General features: G+C 71.8%; 18 protein-coding genes. 9 read left to right on the forward strand and 9 right to left on the reverse strand.

All coding sequences use genetic code 11. From position 1 onward, the window contains the following. Positions 1-408: 408 nt before the first annotated feature. Entirely contained in the window at positions 409-1,740 is a 1,332-nt protein-coding gene (locus MTQ10_RS16550; RefSeq protein WP_247468680.1) for an aminotransferase class I/II-fold pyridoxal phosphate-dependent enzyme, read from the reverse strand. A gap of 43 nt (positions 1,741-1,783) precedes the next feature. Between MTQ10_RS16550 and MTQ10_RS16555 the strand changes: the two genes are divergently transcribed. Together MTQ10_RS16555 and MTQ10_RS16560 are read left to right on the forward strand one after the other, a co-directional pair. Then, positions 1,784-2,458 carry a pyridoxamine 5'-phosphate oxidase family protein gene (locus tag MTQ10_RS16555; RefSeq protein WP_247468681.1) on the forward strand — a complete coding sequence of 225 codons (675 nt, stop codon included), beginning with the start codon at positions 1,784-1,786 and terminating at the stop codon, positions 2,456-2,458. After that, complete coding sequence (locus tag MTQ10_RS16560; protein WP_247468682.1) at positions 2,458-3,087, forward strand: FMN-binding negative transcriptional regulator; 630 nt, start codon at positions 2,458-2,460, stop codon at positions 3,085-3,087. The genes MTQ10_RS16555 and MTQ10_RS16560 overlap by 1 nt, the downstream gene beginning before the upstream one ends. A gap of 50 nt (positions 3,088-3,137) precedes the next feature. Here the strand turns inward: MTQ10_RS16560 and MTQ10_RS16565 are convergent, their stop codons facing one another. The 3 genes from MTQ10_RS16565 to MTQ10_RS16575 form a co-directional block, all read right to left on the reverse strand. Beyond that, positions 3,138-4,073: a DMT family transporter gene (locus MTQ10_RS16565; protein ID WP_247468684.1), complete on the reverse strand. Its 936-nt coding sequence runs from the start codon at positions 4,071-4,073 to the stop codon at positions 3,138-3,140. A gap of 259 nt (positions 4,074-4,332) precedes the next feature. Beyond that, entirely contained in the window at positions 4,333-5,346 is a 1,014-nt protein-coding gene (locus MTQ10_RS16570) for an EamA family transporter (RefSeq protein WP_247468686.1), read from the reverse strand. 153 nt (positions 5,347-5,499) lie between these two features. Continuing rightward, positions 5,500-6,066 (reverse strand): Clp protease N-terminal domain-containing protein, encoded by a 567-nt coding sequence (locus MTQ10_RS16575; RefSeq protein ID WP_374117620.1) that lies wholly within the window; start codon positions 6,064-6,066, stop codon positions 5,500-5,502. Positions 6,067-6,260: 194 nt separating this feature from the next. Here MTQ10_RS16575 and MTQ10_RS16580 point away from each other — a divergent pair, with 194 nt between their 5' ends. Beyond that, the gene (locus tag MTQ10_RS16580) at positions 6,261-6,452 is read left to right on the forward strand and encodes a hypothetical protein (RefSeq protein ID WP_247468688.1); all 192 of its coding nucleotides are present in this window, start codon (positions 6,261-6,263) and stop codon (positions 6,450-6,452) included. Between the two features lie 71 nt (positions 6,453-6,523). On the opposite strand, the gene MTQ10_RS16585 is transcribed toward MTQ10_RS16580, so the two are convergent. Continuing rightward, complete coding sequence (locus MTQ10_RS16585; RefSeq protein ID WP_247468690.1) at positions 6,524-7,168, reverse strand: PadR family transcriptional regulator; 645 nt, start codon at positions 7,166-7,168, stop codon at positions 6,524-6,526. Positions 7,169-7,615: 447 nt separating this feature from the next. Between MTQ10_RS16585 and MTQ10_RS16590 the strand changes: the two genes are divergently transcribed. Then, positions 7,616-8,290, forward strand: coding sequence for a formylglycine-generating enzyme family protein (locus tag MTQ10_RS16590; RefSeq protein WP_247468691.1), 675 nt, complete (start codon positions 7,616-7,618; stop codon positions 8,288-8,290). A gap of 56 nt (positions 8,291-8,346) precedes the next feature. Next, the gene (locus MTQ10_RS16595) at positions 8,347-9,147 is read left to right on the forward strand and encodes a phosphotransferase (protein WP_247468694.1); all 801 of its coding nucleotides are present in this window, start codon (positions 8,347-8,349) and stop codon (positions 9,145-9,147) included. 25 nt (positions 9,148-9,172) lie between these two features. Here MTQ10_RS16595 and MTQ10_RS31675 read toward each other — a convergent pair whose 3' ends face one another. Together MTQ10_RS31675 and MTQ10_RS31680 are read right to left on the reverse strand one after the other, a co-directional pair. Then, on the reverse strand, positions 9,173-10,222 hold the full coding sequence (locus tag MTQ10_RS31675) for a TnsA endonuclease N-terminal domain-containing protein (RefSeq protein ID WP_374117621.1): 1,050 nt from the start codon (positions 10,220-10,222) through the stop codon (positions 9,173-9,175). Next, positions 10,204-10,365: a hypothetical protein gene (locus tag MTQ10_RS31680; RefSeq protein WP_374117622.1), complete on the reverse strand. Its 162-nt coding sequence runs from the start codon at positions 10,363-10,365 to the stop codon at positions 10,204-10,206. The genes MTQ10_RS31675 and MTQ10_RS31680 overlap by 19 nt, the downstream gene beginning before the upstream one ends. Before the next feature lie 219 nt (positions 10,366-10,584). Between MTQ10_RS31680 and MTQ10_RS16605 the strand changes: the two genes are divergently transcribed. Further along, positions 10,585-11,394 (forward strand): PhzF family phenazine biosynthesis protein, encoded by an 810-nt coding sequence (locus tag MTQ10_RS16605; protein WP_247468696.1) that lies wholly within the window; start codon positions 10,585-10,587, stop codon positions 11,392-11,394. 68 nt (positions 11,395-11,462) lie between these two features. Here the strand turns inward: MTQ10_RS16605 and MTQ10_RS16610 are convergent, their stop codons facing one another. Together MTQ10_RS16610 and MTQ10_RS16615 are read right to left on the reverse strand one after the other, a co-directional pair. Next, positions 11,463-12,242 carry a CPBP family intramembrane glutamic endopeptidase gene (locus tag MTQ10_RS16610; RefSeq protein WP_247468698.1) on the reverse strand — a complete coding sequence of 260 codons (780 nt, stop codon included), beginning with the start codon at positions 12,240-12,242 and terminating at the stop codon, positions 11,463-11,465. A gap of 263 nt (positions 12,243-12,505) precedes the next feature. After that, entirely contained in the window at positions 12,506-14,023 is a 1,518-nt protein-coding gene (locus MTQ10_RS16615; protein WP_247468708.1) for a glutamate-cysteine ligase family protein, read from the reverse strand. 571 nt (positions 14,024-14,594) lie between these two features. Between MTQ10_RS16615 and MTQ10_RS16620 the strand changes: the two genes are divergently transcribed. The 3 genes from MTQ10_RS16620 to MTQ10_RS16630 all read left to right on the forward strand — a co-directional run bounded on the left by MTQ10_RS16620 (position 14,595) and on the right by MTQ10_RS16630 (position 16,254). Continuing rightward, positions 14,595-15,188, forward strand: coding sequence for a hypothetical protein (locus MTQ10_RS16620; protein WP_247468710.1), 594 nt, complete (start codon positions 14,595-14,597; stop codon positions 15,186-15,188). A gap of 344 nt (positions 15,189-15,532) precedes the next feature. Continuing rightward, entirely contained in the window at positions 15,533-15,739 is a 207-nt protein-coding gene (locus MTQ10_RS16625) for a DUF5999 family protein (protein WP_247468712.1), read from the forward strand. A gap of 119 nt (positions 15,740-15,858) precedes the next feature. Beyond that, positions 15,859-16,254: a TOBE domain-containing protein gene (locus MTQ10_RS16630; protein ID WP_247468714.1), complete on the forward strand. Its 396-nt coding sequence runs from the start codon at positions 15,859-15,861 to the stop codon at positions 16,252-16,254. Positions 16,255-16,434 lie beyond the last annotated feature (180 nt).

Raw genomic sequence — 16,434 nt, forward strand, 5'->3', positions numbered from 1 at the left:
GATCTGAGAGGCAGGGCGTCGCACCGAGGACGGACACCCCCCGGCGCGGCCCCGACCCCACCACCGGACAGCCGGCGCTACACCAGCCACCCACCCACACCAGCGGGCCGCCGCAGGCATCAGGGGCGCGGGGAACTGCGCGAACACCCCCACCGGCCCGCAGGTGAAAGCGATGCCGCAGGCACAGACAAGGGGCGCGGGGAACTGCGCGCCAAGCCCCCACCGGCCCGCGGTGAACAACGAAACCGCACGCACCCCGAAAGGGGCGCGGGGAACTGCGCACAAGGGCGTCACCGGCACCCCCGTGGCAAAGGGGGCCGCGGGGAACTGCGCAGAGGGGCGTCACCGGCACGCCGGTGGCAAAGGGGCGCGGGGAACTGCGCGAGAGGTCGGGACACGCGCCGTCCCCTACACGTGGCCGGCGGGCGCGCTGTCGCGCAGGGCCGTTGCCACCGCGTCGGCCAGCGCTTCCGCCTCCCCCTCCCCCAGCTCCGCGACGGTGACCCGCACGCCGGGCGCCGCCGCGATCCGGAACCGCGCCCCGGGCGCGACCGCCCACCCCGCCTGCAGCCGCCCCGCCACCGCCCCCGTCTCGTCCGGCACCGGCACCCACACGTTCAGCCCGCTGCGCCCGTGCGCGACGACCCCCCGCCGGGCGAGCGCCCCGATCAGCGCGTCGCGTCGCCGCCCGTACGCCGCGGCGACCGACCGCACGTCCACGGCCCGGTCGCGCCACAGCCGTACGACGGCCCGCTGGGTGATCCGGCTGACCCACCCGGGCCCGAGCCGCTGCCGCCCCCGCACACGGTCCAGCGTCAGCTCGTCGCCGGTGAGCACGGCGAGCCGCAGATCGGGACCGTAGGCCTTGGCGACGGACCGGACGAGGGCCCAGCACCGGGTCGCCCCGGCGAGGGAATGCAGCGGGAGGTCGACGATCCGGTGCCCGTGGTCGTCCTCGACGATCAGCACGTCGGGATGGCGCCGCAGCACGTCCCGTAGGGCACGCGCGCGTGCGGCGCTGACGGCGGCACCGGTCGGGTTCTGTGCCCGGTCGGTGACGATCAGCGCCCGCGCTCCGCCTTCCAGTGCCCGCTGGACGTCCTCGACGCGCGGTCCGTCGTCGTCGACGCCGACGGGCGCGGTGCGCAGCCCGAGCGCGGGGACGAGGTCGAGGAGGCTACCCCAGCCGGGGTCCTCGACGGCGACGGTGTCGCCGGGCCGGAGGTGGGCGGCGAGGACCCGTTCGATGGCGTCGAGGGAGCCGGAGGTGACGGCGACGGGCCCGTCGGGCACCCCGTCGGCGTCCAGGTCGGCGCGGGCGAGCCGGGCCAGCTCGGGTTCGACCGCCGCGCCGCCGTACAGCACGGGTGCGCGGTCGTTCTCCTCGGCGGCTGCGGCGAAGGCGGGCCCGAGAGGAGGAAGCAGCGCCGGGTCGGGGTTGCCGGCGGACACGTCCCGTACCCCTTCGGTGACCTCCACGGCGATGTACTCGCGTCCGGTGGTGGCCGGCTTGGGCCGGACTCGACTGCCGCGTCGTCCGGCGGTCTCGATGACGCCGCGTTCGCGCAGGGTGCGGTAGGCGGCGGCGACCGTGTTGGGGTTCACGCCCAGCGCCGCGGCCAACTCCCGCATCGGGGGCAGCGGTTGGCCCGGCCGGAGGGCGCCCTGCGCCACCCCGTGTTCCACGCTGGCCGCGATCTCGGCTGCACGTCGACCTTCGATCCGATATTCTCCTAGCACAAAGACTATTATGCACTAGTGCAATAGATCCGGGGAGGACATCATGCAGGACCCGGGCGCGGGAGCCGACGCCTACACCCCCACCGACCGGACCGTTCCCACGCGTTCCGCGGACCGGGCCCGTTATGACAGGGAGTCGGTGCGCGCGATCCTCGACGAGGGGTACGTCTGCCATCTGGGGTTCGTCCGTGACGGCGCCCCCGTGGTCCTGCCCACCCTGTACGGCCGTGTCGGCGACCGTCTCTACGTCCACGGTTCGACGGGTTCACGCCCGCTGCGGATGGCCGGCGCGGCGGATCCGGGCCTGCCGGTGTGTCTGACGGTCACGCACGTCGATGCGCTGGTGCTGGCCCGCTCGGCCTTCCACCACTCGATCAACTACCGCTCGGTCGTGGTGCACGGCCTGGCGTACGAGGTCACGGACCCGGAGGAGAAGCGCCGGGCACTGGACGCGCTGGTCGACCATGTCGTGCCGGGCCGCGCGGCCGACTCGCGCCCGGCGAACCGCAAGGAGCTGGCGGCCACCGCGGTGATCCGGCTGGACCTGGACGAGGTGTCCGCCAAGTTCCGCACCGGCGGCGTCAACGACGAGCCGGAGGACCTGGGCCTCCCGCACTGGGCGGGCCTGGTCCCGCTGCGCAAGGGCTACGACACCCCCGTACCCGATCCGGCTCTGGCGCCCGGCACGGACCTCCCCGACTACCTCAAGGTCCTGTGATGCTGATCCATCCCTGGGACGCGCCCCGCGACGACTCCGAGTGGCAGGGCTGGCTGGCGGCGCACGACTTCGGCCAGCTCGCGGTCAACGGGCTGCCGGGCGAGCCGCCGTTCGTCCAGCCGCTGCACTTCGCGTACGACCCGGAGCGCAACGAGGCCGTGACGCATCTGGCCCGCCCGAACCCCCTCTGGCCTGCCCTCCAGGCGAACCCGCAGGTCACGTTGAGTGTCGTGGACGACTATGTGTTCGTCCCCGGCCCCTGGCAGGCGCTCCCGGACATGCCGCCGGAGCACGGCACCCCGACCAGCTTCTACACGGCGGTCCAGCTCACCTGCCGCGCCCGCATCGTGGACGACCCGGCGGAGAAGGCGGACCTCCTCAACCGCCAGGTCGCCCACTTCCAGCCGGAGGGCGGTTCGGCACGGGCGACGCCCGGCGAGGCACCGTACGGGCGGATGCTGCCGGGGATCCGCGGGATACGTCTGGAGGTGGTGGAGGTGCGTGCGAAGTTCAAGTACGCCGGTCACCGGCCCGAGGAGACCCGTGCCCGTATCGCGGCCAATCTGACCGCCCGGCGCGGTCCCCGCGACACCGCCGCCCGCGAGCACCTGGTGCGGCGCGCCCGATAGCCGGGTGAGGCACCCGGGGACCGGCACCGGCCCGCGGGCGCCCGGTCGTGCTACGCGGGCGCGGTGACGCCTCGCGCTTCCGCCAGCGCCAGTCCGCCGACGGCGCCCAGCATCAGCAGCGTCCCGCAGCAGGTCGCGGGCGTGATGTGCTCGCCGAGCAGCAGGACGGCGAGCACCGCCGCGCTCACCGGCTCCAGCAGCATGATCACGGACACGGTCGCCGACCGGACGACTGCGGCCCCGGCGAAGTACAGCGCGTAGGCGAGCGCGGTCGGCACGGCAGCGATGTAGCCGAGCAGGGCCACGGTCCGTACCGGGTCCACCGTGTGCGGGACGACGCCTTCCGCGAGGGCGAACGGCAGCAGGCACAGGCTCGTCACGGCGAACGCCGACACGGTCGTCGCGGAGGCGTCCGCGCCCCCGTCCCGCCCCCAGCGCCGCGTGAGCAGCGTCATCACGCTGTACCCGGCGGCGGACAGCAGCGCGAGCAGCACGCCCCACGGCCGTACATCGGCCCCTCCGCCGCCGAGGACGAGGACGGCGAGCCCGGCGATCGCCCCGGCGACCGCCGCGAGGCCTCCGCCGCCGAGCCGTTCGCCGAGGGTGAGCCGGGCGCCGAGGGCGATGAGGACGGGTCCGGCGCCGAGCGTCACGACGGTGGCCACGGCGAGGCCGGTCGCGGAGACGGCGGCGAAGTACGCGGTCTGGAACACCGCGAGGCCCAGTCCTGTGGCGAGGGCGCGCCGTACCCGCTGCCCGAGCGGTGCCGGTGCGGCGGACGTCGTGCCGCGCCGGCGCAGCATGCGGGCCGCGGCGAGCAGTACGAGTCCGGCGGCGCACCGCCAGAAGGACAGGGCGACGGGGCCGAGGTCACTGGACCGGTAGACCAGGGAGGCGGCGGCTCCGGCGGTGCCCCAGGCGGCACCGGCGATGATCAGGTAGAGCAGGCCTCGCCCGACGGGCAGGCCGGATGCAGGAAACGACACGAGTTCTCTCCGCGCGTGCAGAAGACGGGAGGAACGCGCCGGCGGTCGCCACTCATGACGGGGGTGGCTGTGTCAGTGAAGAGAGCTTTTGTACGGCTCTACTGCGCCGATGCCCGCCGACGGACTCCAGGAACGGGATGCTTCTGCGGGCAGCGCGACCGGCACCGACAGCTTCTGCCGTCGGGTGCGATGCACCGAGGGCCCGCCTCAGGCGGCCGGGGGCGGAAGAACGAGTGCGTCCGCAAACATGATCCCCATCCTAGGCGGCCGTTCCGCGCGCCGACAACTCCCGCTCGGCCCCGCTGGCGGTGCCGCCCGCGACCGGTTCCCCGTCCGTCCTGGCAGGGGTGGAGGACTGGGCGATGAACGCGCCGGCGAGGACGACGACACCGCCGACGAGCTGCGGTGCGGAAAGGTGTTCCCCGAGCAGCACCCAGGCCAGGACGGTCGCGATGACCGCCTCCAGGCAGGCCACCACGCCCGCGACCTGCGGGGAGAGCCGCCGCACCGACAGCACGCCGGTGACGTAGGCGACGACGGTGGCGACCAGGACGATCCAGGCGAGCAGTACCCAGGCGGCGACGGGTGTGCCGTTCATGGGGGCGCTGCGGGTGAGAACGGACCAGTCCATGCCCCAGGGCCGGGCGACCACGGTCAGGACGAGGGCGCCGACGATCAGGCCGTAGGCGATGACGCCGAGCGGGTCGGGGGCGTCGTCGCCGGAGTCGCCGCCGTGGTCGGAGAGCACGAAGTAGCCGACCTGGCAGCAGGCGGCGCCGAGCGCGAGGAGCAGTCCGAGCGCGTCGAAGCCGAGCCCGGCCCACACCTCGACGACGCAGGCGAGGCCGCCCACGGCGAGGACGACGCCCACGGCCGCGGCCCGGGTGACGGGCCGCCGCTGCACGAACCGCACCCAGCCGAGCACGAGCGCCGGCGCCAGATACTCCACGAGCAGCGCGACGCCGACGGGGATGCGGGACAGGGCGGCGAAGTAGCAGGCCTGGACCCCGGCCACGGCCAGCAGCCCGAACCCGGCGAGCAGCGCGGGACGGCGGCGCGGCAGTGCCCGGTGGCGGACGGCGATCGGCAGCATGACGAGGGCGGCGCCGGCGACCCGCAGCCACACCACGTGCAGCGGGTCGAGGCCGGCCTCGATCAGCGGTTTGGCGGCGACTCCCGATCCGCCGAAGGCGAGGGCCGAGGCGAGCGCGAGGGAGAGTCCGACGCCTTTCCCGGCGCCGTCCTGTCTGGTTCCTGACGTGTGCACCGGCACATGATGACAGGCGCGGACAGGAGCGTCACCCCCGATGACACCTGTCTCACCGACTGGACCGAGGGGCCCGTGACGTACGGCAGGCGCTGCCCGACGGCAGCGCCGAAGGCGCGCGGCCGGGGCCGGTCCGGAGAAAGGGTCGGGGCCCGTGCGTCAGTGATCGCGCCCGGCGCCCTCGTCGTACGCCTCGGCGCCGCCCGCGGTCCCGGACGGCACCTCCGGTACGCCGATCCCGGCGGCGGTGAGCACCTCGACGGCACGCGCGTCCGGGTCGGCCACGAGCGCGGCGAGCAGGTCGATGCCGCGGGCGGGCTCGCCGCGCCCGGCGGCCCGCGCGGAGGCGTGCTCCAGGGCGCTCGCGGCGAGCGGGGAGAGCGTGCCGGTCTCGGTGAGGACGGGCACGGCACCGGAGTCCTCGACGGTGCTCTGCCAGCGCAGCCCGTAGCCGATGCTGCGCTGCACGAGGTAGCCGAGGAGGCGGGCGATGCGCTGCGGGCCGCCGCACGCGGCGCGTGCCTCCGGGTCGGTCTCCAGCAGGGAGTGCAGCAGATGCGCGGTGTCGATCTGCCGGTCCCCGTCCCGCACGGCCCGCCTGCGGGCACCGGCGACCACCGCGGCGAGTTCGGCGCCGATGCGGGAGGCGTCGTCGGCGCCGTGCGGGGAGCCCGGCGCGTGTCCGGGCTGCCGCGGAGTGCGGGGAGGGGGAGTACCGGGTTGCACGCTCCCACCCCATCAGGCGCACCTGACCTCCGCATCCACGGTGCGGAGCATTTGCGCGTCCCGCGCAGAGTGGACGCGGCGGGGGCCGGCTCCTCCTTGGGGAGGAGATCGGACCCGTGCATCTGAGGGGCGCGCGCTGCGCGGTACGCGCCCCGGGCGCAACCGGTCCGATCCCGGCCGACGTCCCCTGGGCAATGGAGAGCAGCAGGTGCTGGCTGGTCGCGTTGCCGGCCGTCGACGGCAGACAGTACGTCTACCGGGTGTACGCCCCGAAGGACGCGCTCCTCGCCGACCTGTTCTGGGAGGCGTGGCACTGCCACGAGGAGAGCAGGTTCCCGAGGGCCTGGGATGTGTTCGACGCGGCGCTGATACGCCGGATCGGCTGAGGGGTGGCCCGGTGGGCACGCCGGTACGGCCGCCGGAGCAAGGTCCGGCGGCCGTGGCCGCGGCTCGGGTCTCAGTCCTCGTCGGCGAGGATGAGGTACAGCTTCTTGCGGGCCTCGTTGATGACGCCGAGGGCCTTCTCGCGCTGCTCCTTGTTGCCGGTCTTCCAGACCTGCCCGAAGGCCTCCATCAGGCCGAAACCGGCCTGGCGGATGTCATTGAGGGCTTCCCAGTCGACCCCACGGGAGGCCTCCTCCCAGGGCGCCTCGGGAACCTCGTCCGCGGCGGCACGGCCGGCCTCGGTGAGGGAGAACAGCTTCTTGCCTCCCTCGCTCTCGCTGACGATCAGGCCCTCGTCCTCCAGCAGCTGGAGTGTCGGGTAGACCGAGCCGGGGCTCGGCTTCCATGTGCCTCCGCTGCGTTCGGCGATCTCCTGGATCATCTCGTAGCCGTGCATCGGACGGTCCTTGAGCAGGGCCAGGATCGAGGCGCGCACATCACCGCGCCGTGCCCGGCCGCGCGGGCCGCCCCGCCCTCGGGGGCCCCAGGGCCCGGGTCCGAAGCCCGGCCCGCCGAAGCCGAATCCGGGACCGCCGTGCCCGCCGGGTCCACCCGGCCCGAAGGGCCCGAAGGCACCACGCCGCTGCTCGAAGCCGCCCATACCGCGCGGGCCGGGACCGCCGTGCCCACGCTCGAATCCGAATCCATGACCGTGCATGTCCGTCACTCCATCCATCGTTGATCTGTCGCGATGCCTCAACGATATATCGGAACACATCGCATGACAACCCTCTGCCGAAGCTGCCGCTGACTGACCTGTCTCAGCGAAGGTTGCTCAGGTCTCAACGAAGGTGCTCGGATGCAACTTCGTCTCATCGAATGTGCTGTGTCGGCTGTTCGTCTCAGTGAAGCTGCTCTGCCGAGCGATTCCGGGTGACGCAGTCTCAGGCCTGCACCAGCACCTTGACCTGCGGATCCTGGTTGGGGTGACGGTGGTGACGCACTTTCCGCCCATTCCTCTGCTCAGTCTTGCCCCTGCCTGGAAGCCCAGAGGATGCACTGGTAGAACGCCGTCATGACGTACCGATTCACCGCCCGCGCCGCCAGAACCGAGATCGATCCCGACGGCTCTCGCACTGGCAGGCCTCGTTAGGATCTCCTGATCATGGACGTGATGATGGGCAACGAGATGATCGCCATCCCGCCGGGGCAGGTGACGCTGTCGGACCGGCGGACTCAGCGAAGTTGGTCGGTCGAGCTCGCGCCCTACCAGCTCGCGGCATTCCCGGTCACCCAGGCGTTGTACGCACAGATCACAGGCCAGCGGCCGAGTACCACCTCTGGGGACCAGTTGCCGGTCGAGTGCGTGTCCTGGTGGGACGCGGCGCGGTTCTGCAACGCCCTGTCCCAGTGCGCCGGCCTCACGCCCGCGTACCACTTCCGTGCCGAGGCCGAAGATGTCGAGTGGGACGCGTCCGCCGACGGGTATCGACTGCCGACCGAAGCCGAGTGGGAGCACGCCTGCCGGGCCGGGACGACCGGGCCGCACTACGGGGATCTCGACGAGATCGGCTGGTACCGCGGCAACTCGAACGAGCGCATCCACGAGGTGGGCGGCAAACGCCCCAACTCGTGGGGGCTGTACGACATGCTCGGCAACGTCTGGGACTGGTGCTGGGATGTCTACGACGCCGAGGTCTATGGCGCCTATCGGGTGCTCCGTGGCGGTGGTTGGTTCGATGAGCACTGGAGTTGTCGGGCCTCCGCGCGGCGCCGCAGCCACCCGACTTTCCAGGTCGACGACGTGGGATTCCGCGTCGCGCGTTCTGTCGTGCGTTGATCCACGTCGAGTGCAGCCCGGCCCGCGCGGGCCGATCCGGCGATAGCGTGATCCTCATGACGGCTGAAGACGAGGCGCTGGTCGGCGGGATGGTGAACGCGGGGGCGGTCTTCCGCCGGGGGGAGTTGGTGGAGCGACCGGCACCGCGCAACGCGCACGCCCTGCATGCCTATCTCCTTGCGCTGAAGGAGCACGGCTTCGACGCGGCGCCGGCCCCTGTCGGTCTCACCGCGGATGGCCATGAGTATCTGACTTTCATCCCTGGCGAGGTGGCTCTGCCGCCGTTCCCGGACTGGGCGATGACAAGTTCTGCCCTCGAATCGGTGGGGAGCCTGCTGCGGCGTCTGCATGAGACCAGCGCGGCCATCGCGGTCGACACCCGTGCCGAGTGGCCCCCGGACCTCGCCGACCCGGAGGGGGGAACGATGTTGTGCCACAACGATGTGTGCCCGGAGAACGTCGTCTTCCGCGACGGTCGTGCCGTGGCCCTGATCGATTTCGACTTGGCGGCCCCGGGCCGTGCCCTCTGGGACATCGCCATGACCGCCCGCTATTGGGTGCCCATGCTTGATCCCGAGTCCGCGGCTGCTCTCCATCCCCACGGGCTGGACGCGGCCGCACGGCTGCGGATTCTTGCCGACGGCTACGGCCTCTCGGCAGGGGACCGTGCCGAGTTGCCCGGTGTCATCGAGCAGGCCACGGAGGTCTGCCGGGCCTTCGTCGCCCGCCGCGTGGCCGACGGAGATCTCGTCTATCTCCGGGCGCTGGCCGAGCGTGGTGGATGGGAACGCTGGGACCGCATGCAGACCTGGCTGGTGGATCACCGTCAGACGTTCACAACTGCCCTGCTGAACTGACCGGCCTGGACGTTCGAGGACAGACTCACAAAAGCATCGCCTTGCGTTGGCGATATGCCTTCTGACGGCAACGCTGGGAGCACGTCCGGCGCTGTGACCTGCTGCGTCCTTCGGGCAGCGGGCCCAAACAGACTGTGCAGGGTGGCATTTCCGGTGACTCGTTGCGGGTCGGGGCGAGTGCGTCAGCCCTCGCCCCGACCGTGATGGGTGAAGCTGCGGGTTCGGGCGGCGGGTTGGGGTTCGGGGACTCTGGGGCTGCTTGTTGAGTGCGGTGTTCTTCAGATGGATGGGTGCGCCAGCGGTGGGCTCTTTGCCGACACCGTCCTGAGCATGTGCGGCGTCGTCCGGGGCCGGGAGGCAGCGGGTGCCCGCAGACTTCGCATGTCCCCAGGGGTGTCGGTGTCGGGTTCCAGGGTTGGACCGATGGGCGAGTCGGACGCGGTGGTGATGTCCGCCAGCGATATGCCGCTTGTCGGCAGCGTTGAGAACACGTGCGGCGCCCGCTCTCGGCAGCGTTCGGCGGCAGGGGGACTTCGCAGATCAAACAGAGCGGTGATGCCTCGGCTTCCGGTCCGGAAGGTGCTTCGGGTTGTGGCGTGCGCCGCTGCTGCCGTTCGAGGTAGGCGGCTCGTCGGCAGGCCGACGAGCAGAGAGGACGTCGCTGCCCAATACGCATGACCATGACCTTTCGGCAGATCCGGCAGCGTTCCCGACGCCTCTGGCTGGCGGGGTGGCGCTTGCGGTGTCTCTTCTGCCGGCTGGCTCTCGAACAGGTCAGCGGCTTGACGCCGAAGCTCGCCTCGGACTGTATGGGGGCCCCGCATCCCTCGCGGGTGTCCCAGCCCACGGCCCTGCAGGCATGCCTGGTCGCGTTGAACGCCTCCCGCGTCGCCTCATCCATCTCATCCTCGGGCCGGACGTCGACGATGCGGGCGCCGCCGTCGGACAGCCGGACGAAGTAGTCAGGAGCGTGCCGACGCTTGCGTGTGCCGTGCCAGTGCAGCCAGAACGGCTGCGAGGCGATCGCGACCACGTGCGGATCGCGGTCCAGCAGGATCAGTCCCGCTCCAGCCACGACTCGCAGCCGACGTGATCCCGCATCGTCGACGAGTGGTACCGGCCCGCGAACCCGTGGCCGTCCTTGTGCCGGCTGAACTCCCGTACCGGGTCCACAGCCTCGAACGGCGTGTCCCAGCTGGCCCCCAGCGATCGGCGCACGAGCGTGCCGTTGACGGAAAACCCCAGGCCGAAGGCCGCAAGGGCGGGCCTCTTCGAACACCGACAGCGACGCCGACGACCTCACGCATCGGCCCGCGCCTGCGCGACAGCGAGCGGTCGCCCCTGCCCCGGACGCGCTCACGCCCGTACCGCGAAAGGGGTCCACCGTCCGGGCATTGGCCTTGTCCCACGCCTCCGCTCCCCCGCTACCGTCGGACCATGCGCATCCGAATTGTCGACGCCTTCACCGACCGTCCCTTCTCCGGCAACCCGGCCGGTGTGATGCTGCTCGACGCCTTCCCCGACGACGAGTGGCTCCAGAAGGTGGCGATGGAGGTGAACCACGCCGAGACGGCCTTCGCCCACCGGCTGCCCGAGGGCGGCGAGGCCGACTGGGCGCTGCGCTGGTTCACCCCGGCGGCGGAGGTCGCCATGTGCGGCCACGCCACCCTCGCCACCGCCCATGTCCTCGCCACCACCGGCGCGCACCAGGGCCCGGTCCGGTTGGCCACGCGGAGCGGCGTCCTCGTCGCCACGCCGCGCGAGGACGGCTCGATCACCCTGGACTTCCCCACCGCCCCGCTCACCGGGACCGCCGTCCCCGACGGCGTCGCGGAGGCACTGGGCGCCGAGCCGCGCACCGCCTTCGACACCGGCCCGAACGTGGGAGACCTGCTCCTCGAACTCCCGGACGAGAAGACGGTCCGCGGCCTCGCCCCCGACCTCAAGGCGATCGGCGCCTACTCCAGCCGCGGCATCATCGCCACCGCCCGCGCCGAGGACCCGTCCCGGGGCTACGACTTCGTCTCCCGCTGCTTCTTCCCGAACCTCGGCATCGACGAGGACCCGGTCACCGGCAGCGCCCACACCGCCCTCGCCCCCTACTGGTCCCCACGCCTCGGCAGCGCCGAGCTGACCGGGCTTCAGGCCTCGCCCCGCTCCGGCCGGGTCCGCGTCGAACTGCGCGGCGACCGCACCCTGCTGAGCGGTCGCGCGGTCACCGTGATCGACGGCGAGCTGCTGGCCTGAGGCCCGGCGGAACAGCACGAAGGGGGCGTACGACAACGCCGTGCGCCCCCCTTCTTCCGCGCGCCGGGTCAGGCGGTGGGCAGCCAGTCGACCTTGCCGGCGAGCAGCGCGTATCCGACGAAGGCGCCGATGTCGAGCAGCGAGTGCGCCACCACGAGCGGGCCGACCCGGCCCCAGCGCCGGTACAGCAGGACGAACACCACGCCCATCACCATGTTCCCGACGAAGCCGCCGATGCCCTGGTAGAGGTGGTACGAGCCGCGCAGCACGGCACTGGCCACCAGCGCGGTGCCCGGCGTCCACCCCAACTGGCCGAGCCGCCGCAGCAGATAGCCGACGACGATGATCTCCTCCAGGACTGCGTTCTGCACGGCCGACAGGACGAGCACCGGGTACTTCCACCACACGTCCGGCAGCGCCTCCGGGACCACGGTGAGGTTGAACCCGAGGCCCCGGGCGGCAAGGTAGAAGGCGATGCCTGTGCTGCCGATCACCGCGGCGACGGCCGCGCCGCGCCCGAGGTCGGTCAGCGGCCGGGTGCGGTCGAAGCCGAGGGTGCGCAGGTTCTGCCCCTCACGCAGCAGGAGGTGCGCCACCAGGGCGACCGGGACCAGATCCGTGGCGATGTCGAACAACTGCCAGGCGAGGTCGAGCCAGGGCCGGCCGGGCGCGGCCGAGGCGTTCAGCGTCGCCGCCTGCTCCTTGAGACCGCCCGGCTTGGTGACCGACCCGATGAAGCTGATCAACGCCGACACGCCGCTCGCGCCCAGCGACAACGCGAGGACGAGCAGGGTCTCGTCACGCAGCGTCCGCCGCGTCAGCCGCTGTTCGGGAAGGGTCTCCGCCACCTGCCGCCTCCAGTCGCTCAGCCCCCGCGACCTCCGGTCTCCACCGGCACGGGGCCTCGCTAGAGCCTACGGAGGGGACACACGGCAGCCCGCGCAGGGGGCCACGGCAGGGGCGGTGATTCGGGCACCCGCGCGCCGGAGGCACCCCGGCCGGGGCCGGCTGTCACCGCCGTACAGCAGCCGACGGCCGGCACGCCGCCCGCCGGTGCCACGGATCCGGTGGTGCCGCCGGCTGCACGGCCACCCGCCCGGCGCTCGCCGGGTCACCCCGCCGGTACCGGCTCCGGCAGCCCCACCGGCCAGGTGTGGACCGGCTCGCCCTGATTCATCAGCTCCCGGTACCGCCGCGTCGTGGCCGCCAGCGCGGCATCGCGGGACAGGCCTGCCTCGAGCGCGCGATGGAAAGTGGCGGCCTGCCAGGACGCGCCGTTGGTGCGGCGCCGACACCGCTCCTCGATGATGCCCAGGTACAGGTCCCGGTCGGCTCGCTCCACGCCCCACGCGTCGAGCCCGGCCTCGGCGAGCGGCAGCAGTTCGTCGCGGACCAGGCTCACCGCGTCGACCTCGGTGGTGCCGCCGAGCCGGCCGCGCCGCGGCCACTCCAGGCGGGCGTCGATGCCGTACCGGCAGGCGGTGTCGAAGTTGGCGGCGGCGGCCTCGAACGGCATCCGGGTCCACACCGGCCGCGTGTCCTCGGCGAGGGCGCGTACGACGCCGTAGTAGAAGGCCGCGTTGGCGACGACGTCGACGACGGTCGGGCCGGCGGGCAGGACCCGGTTCTCCACGCGCAGGTGCGGGACGCCGTCCGCGACGTCGTACACCGGCCGGTTCCAGCGGTAGATGGTGCCGTTGTGGAGGATGAGCTCGGAGAGCCTCGGCGCGCCGCCGGCCGCCACCACCGTCAGCGGGTCCTCGTCGTCGCAGATCGGCAGGAGGGCGGGGAAGTAACGGATGTTCTCCTCGAACAGGTCGTACGCCGAGGTGATCCACCGTTCGCCGAACCAGGTGCGCGGCCGTACGCCCTGCGCCTGCAGTTCGGGCGGCCGGGTGTCGGTGGACTGCTGGAAGAGCGGCGGGCGGGACTCGCGCCACAGTTCACGGCCGAACAGGAACGGGGAATTGGCGCCCACGGCGATCTGGGCGGCGGCGACGGCCTGCGCCGCGTTCCACACATCGGCGAAACGTGACGGCGTGACCTGCAAGTGCAGTTGCACGGATGTGCAGGCGGCCTCGGGGGCGATCGACTTCGACGTGCATGTCAATCGCTCGACGCCGTCGATGTCGAGGGTGAATTCCTCTCCGCGCGCGGCGACGATCTGATCGTTCAACAAGGTGTAACGGTCGACATCGGAAAGATTGGACGAGACCAGGTCGTCCCGGTCCAGCGTGGGAAGAATGCCGATCATCGCTATGCGGGCGTCGACCTCTCCCGCTTTTCGGTCGGCATATGCCAGAGCCGTACGCAGTTCTTCCGCGAGCCGGTCGAAAACGCGGCCTCCGAGCCGGTGCGGGGCTATGTTCACCTCCAGGTTGAACATGGCCAGTTCCGTCTGGAAGTCACGGCTCGCGATACGTTCCAGCACTTGCGCGTTCAGCATTTTCGGCTGCCCGTCGGCGCCCACCAGATTCAGTTCGATCTCCAGGCCCATCAGATTCTTCGGACGGTCGAACCGCTGCTGGGCCAGAAGCCGCTCCAGTCCTGACAGGCACTGCCGCAGCTTCTCGCGATAGCGCTGGCGATCCGACAGGTCGAACTCGCCTGCCACGACCTTCTCGCCCATGCAACGCGTCCCTTCCTGGGGGGGTGGTCGGTCTGCCGTCCGGCCGCCGGTGTCCGGGTCAGGGTGGATGATGCCCCGCGTATGCGATCGATAACGTCCCGCGCGGCGGCCCCGCCCGCTAGGCTTGGGGCGGAGTCCGGCGGCACATTCACCGGGCATGCGGCGGGGCGGGGTTTCGCGGCTGCGCGCCTCGTGAAATACGCCTACGAGAATTGGCCGACCGCTGAAAACGCCCAAGCCGAGGTCACCCACCTCGGGGCCGGTTCGAAACCGGGAGGATTCCCGCGTATCGTCGTCTCGATGGCCTCTTGCCGAGTGTCACGGAAACCGCTAGGCGAAACACACCCTGAACACGTGTCGTATAAACTCCGCACACAAGGCAGAAGGCGGGCGCCCCTCGTGCCCCGCCCGCCGTCGTGGTGACCCGACGACAGGCGGCACGCGCACCCCACGTCCCACACGTCCCACACCCCTGGGCCCGCCTCTCTGGCCTCGATCGAGAGCTGACAGCGTCGTCCGCCCACGCCCCGCCCTCACGCACCTGTGCCTGTCGAACGAGAGGCGTCCCACCATGCCGCTGCATGTCCCCCCGGCTCCCGCGCCCGCCCTGCGCACCGTCCTCACGGCACTCGGTTCCCCCACAGCTGTCCGCGAAGCCCGAACGCCCTCGCTGCGTTCCGCCCAGCAGCCCGCGACCCCCGATCTGCCCCTGCCCCTGCACGTCCTGGACCATGTGACACCCGAGGGCGTCACGGCCACCCGGCTCGCCGGCTGGCGGTTCCTGATCCGGTGCGGTGACCGCGCCGTCGCCGCCGCCGAGACCCGGCTGACCGCCGACGGCTGGACGTTCTCGCACTTCTTCGAGGGCCCGTACGTCACCTCCACCGAGCGCGCTCTGCGCCAGGCCGAGTCGGCGACCCAGACGTATCAGGCGCGCCTGCTGTCCGTGCCCCGCCTGTACATGCTCACGCTGTGGCTGCACGGCGACCCGTCCTCCGACGGCACGAGCGGACAGCCGGCCGGCACCGACCTGCTGGTGCCGCTGGCCCCGGCACCGCCCGGTATCGCCGCGCACCTGCCGCACCGCGTGGCCGACCTGCTCCCGGTCCTCACCCACCGCGCGACCCCGACGGCACCGCCACCCCTGCTGGGCACGCCCGCCTGACAGCTCCGCTTTGTGCCCCGGCGCGGCATTTCCGCGACCGGGGCACACTTATGTCCGCCTCCGGCGCCCTTTCCGGCTATGCGATCAGCATTTCGCTCGTCCGAGCGATTACTCGCTCAGACGTTTTACCGCCCGCCCGGACTAGACACTCTGGGCCACGAACAACCACCCAAAGTGACAGTGCGGTTGAATTGAACCGCCCGGCCGGGTGATGCGTCATCATTCAGTGAGAACGGTGCAGCAAAATGCCTGCGGAAAGACACTCGCAGGGGAACACTGGAATCCAACCGAACGTGTCATCTACGGGGGCCGGAATGATCACGACAGAGCGAAAGATCCCACCCATGTGTCAGCACCAGCCGCCGTGTCCCACCGCCGAGTCCGCCGACCGGGAGTCCGCCCGTCTCGTGGCACACCACCCCGAGCAGGGCTGGAGCCTGCTCTGCAACGGCGTTCTCCTCTTCGAGGACACCGGTGAGCTTCTGCCGGACGGCAAGATCATCGCCCCGCACCGCCCGCTGGGCGCCACCCAGGTGGTGACCGCCGCCTGAGCCGGACGGCATCCGCCGCCCACTGCACACCACGGGGGCCGGTCGCAGTCGACCACTGCGCACCGGCCCTACGCGTACCCGCCGCTCCTCCGGCGCGGCGCCCGCCTATCGTGACCGGCATGCAGTCCTACACCATCGGCCAGGCAGCACGGCTGCTCGGCGTGAGCCCCGACACCGCGCGACGCTGGGCGGACGCCGGACGCATGACGACCCACCGCGACGACAGCGGACGACGACTGATCGACGGCCGGGATCTGGCCGCCTTCTCCGTGGAGCTCGCCCGCTCCGGCGGCACCGACGAGGAGACCCCGCACACCTCCGTCCGCAACGCCTTCCCCGGCATCGTCACCGCGATCAAGCTCGGCGATGTCGCCGCCCAGGTCGAGATCCAGGCGGGACCGCACCGGCTGGTGTCCCTCCTGACCCGCGAGGCCGTGGAGGAGCTGGGCCTGGAGGTCGGCATGGAGGCCACGGCCAGGGTCAAGTCGACCAACGTCCACATCGACAGAAGCTGACGGCCGTACGCCACCACCGCACGACGAAGGGCCCCGGCCGGCTTGGGTTCTAGCGAGCTCGTGCACGGTAGGCGGTGAGGCGTCGAGTTCCCGATCGTCGATCATGGTCGTGTGGTGGGGAATGTGTCTCGTGCAGCGATCATCAGCGACCGGAGGATCACGGGCCTGTCGGCCGACGTG

Origin of the sequence: Streptomyces sp. XM83C (assembly GCF_023072675.1) — a bacterium.
GTDB lineage: Bacteria > Actinomycetota > Actinomycetes > Streptomycetales > Streptomycetaceae > Streptomyces > Streptomyces thermocoprophilus.